The sequence below is a fragment of the Streptomyces brasiliensis genome, from assembly GCF_014647875.1.
In the GTDB taxonomy this organism is placed as follows: domain Bacteria; phylum Actinomycetota; class Actinomycetes; order Streptomycetales; family Streptomycetaceae; genus Streptomyces; species Streptomyces brasiliensis.
Window position 1 is genome coordinate 67,331 of sequence record NZ_BMQA01000037.1, and the last position, 12,074, is coordinate 79,404.

Annotated in this window: 10 protein-coding genes and 2 pseudogenes; 4 read left to right on the forward strand and 8 right to left on the reverse strand. The window is 69.2% G+C overall.

The window, feature by feature from the left end; translation table 11 throughout:
- Positions 1 to 3 precede the first annotated feature (3 nt).
- Positions 4 to 300: a Rieske (2Fe-2S) protein gene (locus tag IEZ19_RS35405; protein ID WP_189315497.1), complete on the reverse strand. Its 297-nt coding sequence runs from the start codon at positions 298 to 300 to the stop codon at positions 4 to 6.
- 339 nt (positions 301 to 639) lie between these two features.
- Between IEZ19_RS35405 and IEZ19_RS35410 the strand changes: the two genes are divergently transcribed.
- Positions 640 to 1,677 (forward strand): helix-turn-helix domain-containing protein, encoded by a 1,038-nt coding sequence (locus IEZ19_RS35410; protein WP_189315485.1) that lies wholly within the window; start codon positions 640 to 642, stop codon positions 1,675 to 1,677.
- 27 nt (positions 1,678 to 1,704) lie between these two features.
- Here IEZ19_RS35410 and IEZ19_RS35415 read toward each other — a convergent pair whose 3' ends face one another.
- Positions 1,705 to 2,727: a helix-turn-helix transcriptional regulator gene (locus IEZ19_RS35415; protein WP_189315486.1), complete on the reverse strand. Its 1,023-nt coding sequence runs from the start codon at positions 2,725 to 2,727 to the stop codon at positions 1,705 to 1,707.
- A gap of 379 nt (positions 2,728 to 3,106) precedes the next feature.
- Complete coding sequence (locus tag IEZ19_RS35420) at positions 3,107 to 4,213, reverse strand: substrate-binding domain-containing protein (RefSeq protein ID WP_189315487.1); 1,107 nt, start codon at positions 4,211 to 4,213, stop codon at positions 3,107 to 3,109.
- Positions 4,214 to 4,598: 385 nt separating this feature from the next.
- Between IEZ19_RS35420 and IEZ19_RS53160 the strand changes: the two are divergent.
- Positions 4,599 to 5,414: pseudogene (locus IEZ19_RS53160) on the forward strand (PA14 domain-containing protein); the annotation flags it as partial.
- 33 nt (positions 5,415 to 5,447) lie between these two features.
- Complete coding sequence (locus IEZ19_RS53165; protein WP_308429040.1) at positions 5,448 to 6,260, forward strand: fibronectin type III domain-containing protein; 813 nt, start codon at positions 5,448 to 5,450, stop codon at positions 6,258 to 6,260.
- A 54-nt stretch (positions 6,261 to 6,314) separates the two neighbouring features.
- Here IEZ19_RS53165 and IEZ19_RS35430 read toward each other — a convergent pair whose 3' ends face one another.
- The 5 genes from IEZ19_RS35430 to IEZ19_RS35450 form a co-directional block, all read right to left on the reverse strand.
- The gene (locus tag IEZ19_RS35430) at positions 6,315 to 6,767 is read right to left on the reverse strand and encodes a heat shock protein transcriptional repressor HspR (RefSeq protein ID WP_189315488.1); all 453 of its coding nucleotides are present in this window, start codon (positions 6,765 to 6,767) and stop codon (positions 6,315 to 6,317) included.
- A 5-nt stretch (positions 6,768 to 6,772) separates the two neighbouring features.
- Positions 6,773 to 7,942: a molecular chaperone DnaJ gene (gene dnaJ / locus IEZ19_RS35435; protein WP_189315489.1), complete on the reverse strand. Its 1,170-nt coding sequence runs from the start codon at positions 7,940 to 7,942 to the stop codon at positions 6,773 to 6,775.
- 33 nt (positions 7,943 to 7,975) lie between these two features.
- Entirely contained in the window at positions 7,976 to 8,638 is a 663-nt protein-coding gene (gene grpE, locus IEZ19_RS35440) for a nucleotide exchange factor GrpE (protein ID WP_189315490.1), read from the reverse strand.
- The gene (dnaK, locus tag IEZ19_RS35445; protein WP_189315491.1) at positions 8,635 to 10,470 is read right to left on the reverse strand and encodes a molecular chaperone DnaK; all 1,836 of its coding nucleotides are present in this window, start codon (positions 10,468 to 10,470) and stop codon (positions 8,635 to 8,637) included. Before dnaK ends, grpE begins: the two co-directional genes overlap by 4 nt.
- Before the next feature lie 94 nt (positions 10,471 to 10,564).
- Positions 10,565 to 11,584 carry an MraY family glycosyltransferase gene (locus IEZ19_RS35450; protein ID WP_189315492.1) on the reverse strand — a complete coding sequence of 340 codons (1,020 nt, stop codon included), beginning with the start codon at positions 11,582 to 11,584 and terminating at the stop codon, positions 10,565 to 10,567.
- Between the two features lie 214 nt (positions 11,585 to 11,798).
- Here IEZ19_RS35450 and IEZ19_RS35455 point away from each other — a divergent pair.
- Positions 11,799 to 12,074 (forward strand): annotated as a pseudogene (locus IEZ19_RS35455) (Fe-S oxidoreductase); the annotation flags it as partial.

Sequence of the window (12,074 nt, forward strand, 5' to 3'; positions counted from 1 at the left end):
GCGTCAGGCACTGCGGGGGGTGGCTGAGATGGTCCTCACGTCGGAGACGTCCGGCTCAGCCAGCCGGTGGTCTCGCTGGTCCAGATTCACGAAGATCATTCCGTACCGGATCGCACAGCGCACGGGCTGTGGCGCCCCACGCGGCTTGCGCAGGCACCGGTACGCCCGTACGTCCTCGTCCTCGTCGCGCGTGACCACGACCGGCTCGCCGAACACGGTCACCATCAAGGAGTCACCACTGTGGGGGAGGGCGGTGGCCAGGTCGATGAAGTGCCAGCCCGAGCGGTAGGCGGTCGCCATCTCACGGCGGAAGGATCGGTCGTCGGGAGGGATGCTCACGTCAGCCCCCGGCTCCGTCGGCCGGCGCGATCGGCCACGAGGTGTTGTCCGTCCCGTTGGTCGTCGCCACGACAGAGGGCCAGCTGGTGTTCGCCCGAACATCACCCTTCGCACCGGAGAAGCCGCTCAACGCACCCACAGCCACAAGGGCAGAGAAAGCGGCGACAAGCACCGAGCGAAGCATTTTCTTACGCATAGTCGGCTTCGTCCTCACTCGAAGGTCCCCTATTCCCCCGTCAGGTATGACGATGGCTCATTCGGACACGTCATGGCCACACAATCGGTGCATCATGTTCCTGCATGTTCAGGACCCTGGGGGGTGGAGATTTGACAACGAATCGCATAAAAGCGACACATCCCCATGCGGTGACGGAACTGTGTGAGGACGGTGGCCGCATTTATGCCACAGCTCTACGTGCCGGACGCGTCGCGCGCGCGGACGCCGAGGCCGCCCCGTGCCTCCTGGAGTTCGCCCTGCTCCACCCGGATCCCGACGACCCGGACTGGCTGCGACCGGTGCCCCCGACTGTCGCCCTCGCGCACCGGCTCGCGCCGATCGAGCGCGAGATAGCCGACCGCAGGCGCATGTCGATCGAACTCGCCGACGCCTTCCAGCCCTACCTGACGCTCAGCACCCAGACCACGACGACCAGCGACTCCATCGTCGTCCTGGAGGGCGGCGACCGCATCAACGAGGCGCTCAACCTGGCCACGGAGCAGTGCCAGACCGAGGTTCTCACGGTCCACCCGAGCGAGCGACTGTCCGAACGCAGCGTGCTGCGCGGGCTGGAACGCGACCGGCCGCTCATCGAGCGCGGCGTCCGCATCCGCACCCTGTACCAGCACACAGCCAGGCACAGCCCGGAGAAGCTGGCCTACGCGGCCCATCTCGCGGACGGCAAGGTGGAGTACCGCACCATCGACGAACTGGTGGAGCGGCTGATCATCTGCGACGAGACGGTCGCGTTCATCCCCATCCGGGACGACCACCAGGTCGCGCTGGAACTGCGCCAGCCGGGCCTGGTCCGCTACCTCGTCAAGGTCTTCGAGTTCATGTGGAACCGCGCGGTCCCGCTGAACACGGACGGCCCCTACGAGACCGCCCGCGACGGCATCACGGACATCCAGCACTCCATCGCCAAGCTCCTGGTCGAGGGCCACGTCGACGAGGCGATAGCCCGCCGTCTGGGCATGAACGTCCGCACCTGCCGTGCCCACATAGCCAAACTGGCCCAGGCTCTGGGCAGTGGCAGCCGAGCCCAACTCGGCTACCTGATAGCCCAGTCGGGAATCCTGAACCAGGACACCACGGTCCCGGGACAGGACGGGCAGCAGTAACGGCCCCGCACCGGCAGGTGCTCGCGCCTACTGCCCGGGCACCCTCAGCGCGGCCTCCCCGGCCTCACGTGGAGCGCCGTCCAGGCCCACCTGGGCTATGCGCACGCCGAGTTGGGTGCGGTTGGCCGCGCCTAGGGTTTCCGAGAGGCGGGCGATGTGGGCGCGGCAGGTGCGCACGCTGATGCCGAGGCGCTCGGCGATGACGGCGTCCTGGTGGCCCTCCGCCAGCAGGGCCGCGATGGACTGCTCGCGGTGCGAGATGCCCTCGATGCCGGTGTCGGGAAGCGGAGCGGTCAGCGGGATCGCGAGGCGCCACAGGCGTTCGAAGACCGTCACCAGGTACTCGACCAGCGCCGGGTGCCGCAGTTCGAGCGCCATCGTGCGGTCGGCGTTGGCGGGGATGAACGCCACAGTGCGGTCGAACAGGATCAGCCGGTCTATGACCTCGTCGAGGGTACGGGCCTCGACCGCGTCGCCCATCAGCTCCAGGTAGTTGAGCAGCCCCTGCCCGTGCCGGGCCACGTGCGTGTACAGGTCCCGCATCCGCACGCCCCGGCCGCGCAGCGCCAGCGCCCGGTGCAGGCCCTCGGTGAGTTCGGCTTCCCGCCGGATGCCGCCGGGCTGCACCGTGAGCACCTCACTGGTGCAGGCGTCGGTCGCCTCGTCCATGGCCGCCTGGATGCGGGACAGCCCGTCCAGGACCCGGATCGACGTGCCCTCCGCAGGTGCCGACGCCTGGAGCTTCCTCCCGAGCCCGGCGTACCGCTCGAAGGCCGCGACCGCCGAACCCACCCGCCGCTGGCTCTCCCGGACCTCGTCGTAGACCCCGCGCAGCAGCCGGGACATGACCTCCTGCGGCGAGGTCGGCACCAGCCAGTCCATGTCGTCGGGGTCCGGGTGCAGCAGGGCGAGTTCGAGCAGGCAGGGCACCGGCCCGGCGTCCGTGCGCGGCACCCGCCCGCGCCGTACGGCCCGGGAGTACACACGCTCCCCAACCTCGCACAGTCGGTCGGCGCCATGGGGATGCTCCTCCGTCCCGTGCCCGGCCATCGCCCATTCCACCCCCGGCTTGCTGCCACATCCGTGGCGCAACTATGCGCGGCGGAACCCGCCTCCGCAACACGGCTCGGCCCGCCGGGCCCGCCGTAAAGTCCCCTTGTCTCCCGTTTCCTCCCGGCCTCATCACGTCACTTCTGCAAGAACATGATGGCGATGGCCGGAACTTGGCGGCGTACGACGACGGCACCTCGCGCGCTCGGCGCATGAGGTGGCACGGATCCGGGAGCTACCTCGCCGCACACCTCATATCTGACGCTTCGCCACCGCAGGCGCTCGCGACGTTCCACTCCCGCGGGTGAACACGGGCCACGGCACCGCATTGACCTGATCGTCAACGCCGGCCGGACGTCCGCGCCCCCACCGGTCCCGACTACTTGAGGCCGATGGACTCGCACGCCGCCTCGTACTTGGCGGTGCAGATGTCCGAGACCTTGTAGATGCCGTCCGCGATGACCGTGTCCTTGATGTCGCTCTTGGTCAGGGCGCTCACCTGGACCAGCTGGGCCGGGATGGCCTTGGTGGTGGGGCTGTCGACCTTGTCGCGGGTCAGGGCGTCGAACTGGATGTCCTTGCCCTGGATCTTGGCGATGGCCATCTCCGCGGCCGCCTCGGCCTCTTCCGGGTAGGACTTGTACACGCTCATGTACTGCTCATCGGAGATGATCCGCTGCACCGCGTCCAGTTCCGCGTCCTGACCGGTGACCGGCGGCAGGCTGGTGACGCCGGCGGCCTTGAGCGCCTTGATGATGCCGCCCGCCATACCGTCGTTGGCGGAGTAGACGCCGGCGATGTTGTCCTTGCCGATCGCGTTGATCGCCGCGGTCATGTTCGCCTCGGCGTTCTCCGGCTTCCAGTCCTTGGTGTCGTACTTCGCCGCGATCGTCACCTTGCCGTTCAGCTCGGAGAGCGCGCCCTCCTTGAACTGCTTGGCGTTCGGGTCGGTCAGCGAGCCGTTCATCATGACGATCTTGTCGGAGGAGTCGGCGTCCGGCTCGAGCGCCTCCAGCAGCGTACGGCCCTGCACCTCGCCGACGAGTTCGTTGTCGAAGGAGATGTACGCGTCGATCGGCCCCTCGGCCAGGCGGTCGTAGGCGATGACCGGAATGCCCGCGTCCTTGGCCTTCTTCACCTGGCCGGCGATGGCGTGCGCGTCGACCGCGTCGAGCAGGATGACGTCGACCCCGTCGTCGATCATCTTCTGCATCTGACCGGCCTGCTTCGCCGCTTTCGCGTCGGCATTGGCGTATTCGACTCTGCCCTGCTTTCTGGTGAGTTCGGCGACCTTGTCCTTGATGATGGGGTAGTCGAACTTCTGGTAGCGCGTGTTCGCCGTCTCCGGCAGCAGCAGTCCCACCGTGACGTCGTTGCCCTTGGTCGGGCTGGCGTCGCTGGAGTCGCCCGTCGCGTTGAGCACGCCGCAACCGGCGAGCGAAAGGATCATCGTGGACGCTGCCACGGATATGGCGATACGACGCATACGGGGGCTCACTTCAGGTGCGTTCCGGACGTGGGGGCCGCTTTGCCACCCAGACGACTGAAAAGCCAACGCGCCAGCAACACCCGACGTCAAGCGGAACTACTTAACGAGTGCGCAACACCACGCTCCGCTGTATCTGTGAAGGTTGAGCGGAATCCCCTCCAACCACCCTTTACGGGCTCTCCATCTGAGGGATTTCACGAAACGACAACGGACCGGCCCGCACCAGGTCACCGCGGCGGGCGCGGCGTCCCCCGGGTCGGGCGCGGAACCCGACCGGGAGAGGTTCAAGGGCGGGCAAAGATCCGTACAACCAATACCCTTGCCCACGAGTCGTGATCAACGGCAGCCGTGTACCGCCGCCCCGACTCGCCCCGAGGATCGAATGAACCCGGCCGGACGCATGGCGGCCTCGACCGTCGTGCTCTCCGTCATCGGCACCGCGCTGAGCGCCCTCGCGGCCCCTGCCTCCGCCGCCACGACCTGTGCCTCACCGGTCTACAAGCGGCAGTTCTACGCGAACACCACCTTCTCCGGCACGCCGAAGAAGACCGACTGCGACTCCACCATCAGCGAGAACTGGCGCACCGGCGCACCCGCCACCGGACTGCCCAAGGACAACTTCGCCATCCGCTGGACCGTCACCCGCGACTTCGGCTCCGGCGGCCCCTTCGCCCTGCCCGTCTCCACCCAGGACGGCACCCGCGTCTACCTCGACGGCACCCGCAAGGTCGACCTGTGGAAGAACGTCTCGGCCACGGTCAAGAAGACCCCGGACATCACCGTCCCCGCCGGCACCCACACCCTCCGCATCGACTACGTCAACTGGACCGGTGCGGCCAACGTCTCCTTCGCCTACCAGCTCCGCACCTCCGCCACCGTCGACAAGGTCAAGCCCCTCACCCCGAAGGGGACTTCGGCGACGTACGACCGAACCACCGGCACGGCCAAGCTCACCTGGACCAAGAACAAGGAGATGGACATCGCCGGGTACCGCGTCAACCGACGCCTGAAAGGCACGTCGTTCGGCAGCAAGCCGCTCGCGACGACGACCTCCACGTCGTACACCGACTCCTCCCTGCCGAAGACCGGTGCGAGCTACTACTACGAGGTCCGTGCCTACGACAAAGCGGGCAACGAGTCGGCGGGGACCGCGGATCAGGGCGTCACCACCATCGACCGGACGCCGACCGGCGCGCCCGGCGGGCTGACCGCCGGCTCCTAGGCGGGCGGGGTGCGGATCTCCTGGGGCCGGGTCACGGACGCGGTGTCCTACCGGGTCTACCGGGCGACGAGCGCGACCGGTGCCTACACCGAGGCCGCCCGCACGGACCAGACGTCCTACCTGGACACCTCGGCCGTCGAGGGTGCCACCTCGTACTACCGCGTGACGGCCCTCGACGCGGCGGGCAACGAGTCGGCGCCGGCCGCCGTCAGCGCCAAGCGCTCCGACCTCACCCCGTCGTCCGCCGTCACCGGGCTGACCGCCACGCCCACCGCATACGGCTTCGCCCTGCGCTGGGACGCGAATCCGACGCCCGACCTGGCGCGGTACGTCGTCTACGCGGGCGAGCTCGTGGGCGACGACGAGGAGCAGGTCTGCTCCGTCCACCAGGTCGAATGGCTGTCTACCGACACCACCTCGTTCGCGTATCGCACCCTGCCGGACGGCGAGGACCGGTGCTTCTTCGTCGATGCCGTCGACGACGACTGGAACTCCCACTACGAGTGGACGGGCGCACCCGAGATCGTGACCGCCACCGAGCTCGACACCACGCCCGGCGTGACCGCGCCCGAGGGTTCACCGATCGAGCTGACGGCGTCCACCGGCGAGGACGGCGACGCGGTGACCGACGCCACCGGCTACCAGGTCTACCGCTGGAACCCGGACACCGCGGCGTACGAGAAGCTGGCGGCCGCCTCGCAGGGGTCGTACGAGGACACCACCGCCGCCCGGGGCGCCACGCACTACTACTGGGTGACGGCCGTGTACGCGGACGGCACCGAGTCGGCGCCTGGCGCCGACTACGCGGTCCTGGCGCCGTGAGCACGCGAAGGGGCCGGGAGGTCGTGACACCTCCCGGCCCCTTCGCAGGTGCCGTCAGTCGGACTGCTGCTGCCGCTTCGGCCGCCACACCACCAGCGCGCTGGTCTGCTGGACCTCCTGGTACGGGACCAGGTCGCGCCGGTAGGAGGCGTGCACCGCGGCCTCGCGCTGCTGCATCGCCGCCGCCGCGCCGTCCAGGGCCGCCTGCAGTTCCGCCACACGGGACTGCAGCGCGGCGACCTGGTTCTCCAGTTCGATGATGCGCTTGATGCCGGCCAGGTTGATGCCCTCGTCCTGCGACAACTGCTGCACCTGGCGGAGCAGTTCGATGTCGCGGGCCGAGTAGCGCCGGCCCCGGCCCGCGGTGCGGTCCGGGGAGACGAGGCCCAGGCGGTCGTACTGACGCAGCGTCTGCGGGTGCAGGCCGGAGAGCTGGGCCGCCACCGAGATGACGTAGACCGGGGTCTCCTCGGTCAGTTCATACGGGTTACGCCGACGGCCGTCCATCACTCTCAAGCTCCCTTCGCGGCCTCGAACAGCTCCGCCCGCGGATCCTCACCCGCGGTCGCCTCGCGATACGCCTCGAGCGCGTCACGAGCCTTCCCCGACAGGTCGACCGGAACACTCACCTCGACGGTGACCAACAGGTCGCCGCGCGTGCCGTCCTTGCGGACCGCGCCCTTGCCCCGCGCCCGCATGGTGCGGCCGTTGGGTGTGCCCGGGGGCAGCTTCAGGGTGACGGCGGGACCGCCGAGCGTCGGGACCCGGACCTCGCCGCCGAGGGCCGCCTCCGCGAACGTCACCGGCACGGTCACCGTCAGGTTGTCGCCCTTGCGGCCGAAGACCGGATGCTCGCCGACGTGCACGACCACGTACAGGTCGCCCGCCGGGCCGCCACGCTCGCCCGGGGCGCCCTTGCCGCGCAGCCGGATCCGCTGGCCGTCCGTGACCCCCGCGGGGATGCGGACCTGCATGGTCCGGGACGACTTGGCACGGCCGCTGCCCTTGCACTCCATGCAGGGGTGCTCGGCGATCAGACCGCGGCCCTTGCAGTCGGGGCAGGGGTCGGTCAGCGAGAAGCCGCCGCCCGAACCCCGGGCCACCTGGCCGGTGCCGACGCAGGTCGGGCACACCCGCGGTGTGCCGTTCTTGTCGCCGGTGCCCGAACAGGCCTTGCACGGAGCCTGCGAGGACATCCGCAGCGGCACCGTGGCACCCTCGATGGCCTCGGTGAAGCTCAGCGTGACCTCGGACTCGATGTCCTGGCCGCGCCGGGGCTGCGTCCGCGTCGTACCGGCGCCGCCCCGGTTGAACAGGCCCCCGAAGACGTCACCGATACCGCCGCCGAAGCCTCCGCCCTGGGCGCCGCCTCCACCGAAGAGGTCGCCCAGGTCGAAGTTGAAGTTGCCGCCGCCCGCGCCCGGCCCCGGCCGGAACCCGCCGTTGCCGAAGAGGGCGCGTGCCTCGTCGTACTCCTTGCGCTTCTTGGGGTCACCGAGCACGTCGTTCGCCTCGGAGATCTCCTTGAAGCGCTCCTCGGCCCTGGCGTTGCCCTTGTTGGCGTCCGGGTGGAACTCGCGGGCGAGCTTCCGGTACGCCTTCTTGATCTCGGCCTCGGTGGCGTCCTTGGGGACGCCGAGGACCTTGTAGTAGTCCTTCTCGATGAAGTCCTTGGTGCTCATCCCCGACGTCCCTCCTTCCTCGTTGTGTCTACGTCAGCCCTCGTCCGGGCCACCGTTCTCCTTGTCCTCGGCCGCCGGGCCCTCGTCGGCCGACTCGGCCTTGCCCGGCTGAGCGCCGGGCTGCGGCTCGGCGACGGCCACCCGTGCGGGGCGGATGACGCGCTCGCCGATGCGATACCCGGGCTGCAGAATCGCCACGCACGTCGTCTCGGTGACGTCCGGCGCGTACGAGTGCATCAGGGCCTCGTGGATCGTCGGGTCGAAGGGCTCGCCCTCCTTGCCGAACTGCTGCAGCCCCATCTTCGCCGCGACGGTCTCGGTCGACTCCGCGACGGACTTGAATCCGCCGACGAGTTCGCCGTGTTCGCGTGCGCGGCCGATGTCGTCGAGCACGGGCAGGAGTTCGGTCAGGAGGTTCGCGATGGCGACCTCCCGGACCGCGATCCGGTCGCGCTCGACACGGCGTCGGTAGTTCTGGAACTCGGCCTGGAGGCGCTGGAGGTCCGCCGTGCGCTCGTTGAGCGCCGTGCGCACCTGGTCCAGCTGGGCGACCAGGCCAGCGATCTGATTCGCGTCCCCGGCCGGGGCCGCCGCCTCCTCCGCAGAGGGAGAGGCGGCCTGCGGCTCGGCGTCATCGGGGGTGGCGCCGGAGGGGACGTCGGGCTTCTCCTCGAAGCCCGGGGTCTCCTCCGTCACGCGGCACCGTCCTTGCGCTCGTCGTCCACGATCTCGGCGTCCACCACGTCGTCGTCGGCCCGCGGGGCCTCGGCACCGCCGGCCGCGGCCTGGGAGGCCTGCGCGTCGGCGTACATCGCCTGGCCCAGCTTCTGGGAGACGGCGGCGACCTTCTCGGTGGCCGTGCGGATCTCGGCGGTGTCCTCGCCCTTGAGCTTCTCCTTCAGCTCGGCGATCGCACCCTCGACCTCGGTCTTGATCTCGCCCGGGACCTTGTCCTCGTTGTCCTTGAGGAACTTCTCGGTCTGGTAGACGAGCTGCTCGCCCTGGTTGCGGGTCTCGGCGGCCTCGCGGCGGCGGTGGTCCTCCTCCGCGTACTGCTCGGCCTCCTGGCGCATCCGGTCGACCTCGTCCTTCGGGAGCGACGAACCGCCGGTGACGGTCATCTTCTGCTCCTTGCCGGTGCCGAGGTCCTTCGCCGTGACGTGCATGATGCCGTTGGCGTCGATGTCGAAGGACACCTCGATCTGCGGGACGCCACGCGGCGCCGGCGGCAGACCGGTCAGCTCGAACATGCCGAGCTTCTTGTTGTACGCCGCGATCTCGCGCTCGCCCTGGTAGACCTGGATCTGCACGGACGGCTGGTTGTCCTCGGCCGTCGTGAAGATCTCCGAACGCTTCGTCGGGATCGTGGTGTTGCGCTCGATGAGCTTGGTCATGATGCCGCCCTTGGTCTCGATGCCGAGGGACAGCGGGGTCACGTCGAGGAGCAGGACGTCCTTGACCTCACCCTTGAGGACACCGGCCTGGAGCGAGGCGCCGATGGCGACGACCTCGTCCGGGTTCACGCCCTTGTTGGCCTCCTTGCCGCCGGTCAGCTCCTTGACGAGCTCGGCGACGGCGGGCATGCGGGTGGAGCCACCGACGAGGACGACGTGGTCGATCTCGCCGAGCTGGATGCCGGCGTCCTTGATGACGTTGTGGAACGGCGTCTTGCAGCGCTCCAGCAGGTCCGCGGTCAGCTGCTGGAACTGAGCGCGGGTCAGCTTCTCGTCCAGGTGCAGCGGGCCCTCGGCGGACGCGGTGATGTAGGGCAGGTTGATCGAGGTCTCGGTGGACGAGGACAGCTCGATCTTCGCCTTCTCCGCGGCCTCACGGAGGCGCTGGAGGGCCATCTTGTCCTTGCCGAGGTCGACGCCGTGGCCGGCAGCGAACTGCTTGACCAGGAAGTCGACGACGCGCTGGTCCCAGTCGTCACCACCGAGGTGGTTGTCACCGTTGGTGGCCTTCACCTCGACGACGCCGTCGCCGATCTCCAGGAGGGACACGTCGAAGGTGCCGCCACCGAGGTCGAAGACGAGGATCGTCTGGTCGTCCTTGTCGAGGCCGTAGGCGAGCGCGGCCGCGGTGGGCTCGTTGACGATGCGCAGGACGTTAAGGCCCGCGATCTCACCGGCCTCCTTGGTTGCCTGGCGCTCGGAGTCGTTGAAGTACGCCGGGACGGTGATGACCGCGTCGGTCACCTTCTCGCCCAGGTAGGCCTCGGCGTCCCGCTTGAGCTTCTGCAGGATGAACGCGGAGATCTGCTGGGGGTTGAAGTCCTTCCCGTCCAGCTGGATCTTCCAGTCGGTGCCCATGTGGCGCTTGACGGACCGGATGGTCCGGTCGACGTTGGTGACCGCCTGGCGCTTGGCCACCTCGCCGACCAGCACCTCGCCGTTCTTCGCGAAGGCGACGACGGACGGCGTGGTCCTGGCACCCTCGGCGTTGGTGATGACGGTGGGCTCGCCGCCCTCCAGAACGCTGACGACGGAGTTAGTCGTGCCCAGGTCGATGCCGACCGCACGTGCCATGGTGATTTCCTCCAGCTGACTTGAGTGGAACGGACTCAAGTGTGCACGAGGCTCCGCCCTGGGTCAACAGACCTGAGTCGCCTGGACTCAACTCTTATCCGTTCCTTACACGCAATTGCGTCCTGACCTGCGACGGTACGGGACGACGGGCGCCGTAGGCCGGAACACGCAGGAGGAGAAGCACGGCCAGAAGGGCGCCGCCGGCCACCCACAGCACGTTGTCCTGGTCCGCCCAGCCGGTGTGCGCGAGCACGCCGACGAGCACCCCGGAGAACGAGCCGAGGCCGAGCAGGACGGTGGCGCCCTGCGCGGTGAGCCCGAGCCGCCGCAGCCGGTGGGCAAGATGGTCGGGCCCCGAGCGCAGCAGCGGGCGCCGGGCGAGGCGCCGCGACACGACGACGAGCACCACGTCGGCACCGGCGACCGCGGTCAGCGCGAACAACACCCCGGCGCTCGACCCGATTCCGTGCCCCGCCCGGGTGAACACGGCGGACGAGGCCAGCAGGAATCCCGCGAACAGCGAGCCGCACGTCCCGAGCCCGATCCGTGCGGGATGCCAGTTGTGCATCAGGAACCCGGTGAGCGCGGCGGCGAGCACGCTGAGCAGCACGGCGAGCCCGTCCATCAGATCGGCGGCGGCGCAGGCCGCGACCCCGAAGGCGGTGACGACCCCGACGGTCCCGGCGAGCCCGTCGGCGTGGTCGAGCGAGCGGAAGGCGAGGGCGACGAAGACGGTCCAGCCGACGGCGAGGAGCCCGGCGGGGACGCCCGTCTCGTCGTACGGCACGACACAGGCCGCCGCAACGGCCGTACCGGCGGCGAGCACCCGCGGCCGCAGCCGCCACACGTCCGCGACCAGCCCCAGCAGGGCGACCCCGGCACCCGCTGCGAGCAGCCTGCCGACGCCGTCCCCGAGCGGCGCGACCCTCGTCCACGCCCCGGTGACGGCGACGGCACAGGTGGCGAGTACGACGGCCACGCCGCCGAGGAGCGGCACGGGCCGCTGTCGTCGACGGTCGACGGCACGGGTCCGCAGGCCGGGCCCGCGAAGCAGCGCCGTGAGCAGGGCAGCGAGGAGAAGGGCGGTGGTGGCGGCGACGATCCCGTAGATCACAGGCTCTAAATTAGGACTGAAAGTAGCAATTCGTCACGAATAACACGATCCGATTACCGAAGGGAGCATCGATCATGAGCGGCAGCGCAGGCAACCCTCAGCGATTCAGATCACCCCACGCCTGGCTACAGTGCGAGGAGAGATGCAGGTAGTCTCAGACGGACTGCATAAGTTACCGATTAGTAATATCCCTCGCAGGCCCGAGGAGCCTCCAATGCAACTCGCCGCGATCATCGTGTCGCTGGTACTCGCCGTGGTCGGCGTGGCGCTGTTCGGCCGTGCCATCGCGCAGATCTACCACTTCGTACGGCTCGGTCAGGACGTGCCGGCGGGCACCCGCACCGACGACTGGAAGAGCCGCACCCTCACGGTGGTGAGGGAGTTCCTGGGCCACACCCGGATGAACCGCTGGGGCATCGTGGGTGTCGCGCACTGGTTCGTCGCGGTGGGCTTCTTCTCCCTGGTGCTGACCCTGATCAACGCGTTCGGC

Bases quoted from the DNA above. Each gene is read 5' to 3' on its own strand.
- IEZ19_RS35405 (WP_189315497.1), bottom strand. From the start codon at position 300: ATGGCGACCGCCTACCGCTCGGGCTGGCACTTCATCGACCTGGCCACC.
- IEZ19_RS35410 (WP_189315485.1), top strand. From the start codon at position 640: ATGTTCAGGACCCTGGGGGGTGGAGATTTGACAACGAATCGCATAAAA.
- IEZ19_RS35420 (WP_189315487.1), bottom strand. From the start codon at position 4,213: ATGCGTCGTATCGCCATATCCGTGGCAGCGTCCACGATGATCCTTTCG.
- IEZ19_RS35415 (WP_189315486.1), bottom strand. From the start codon at position 2,727: ATGGCCGGGCACGGGACGGAGGAGCATCCCCATGGCGCCGACCGACTG.
- dnaJ (WP_189315489.1), bottom strand. From the start codon at position 7,942: ATGAGCACCAAGGACTTCATCGAGAAGGACTACTACAAGGTCCTCGGC.
- dnaK (WP_189315491.1), bottom strand. From the start codon at position 10,470: ATGGCACGTGCGGTCGGCATCGACCTGGGCACGACTAACTCCGTCGTC.
- IEZ19_RS35430 (WP_189315488.1), bottom strand. From the start codon at position 6,767: ATGGACGGCCGTCGGCGTAACCCGTATGAACTGACCGAGGAGACCCCG.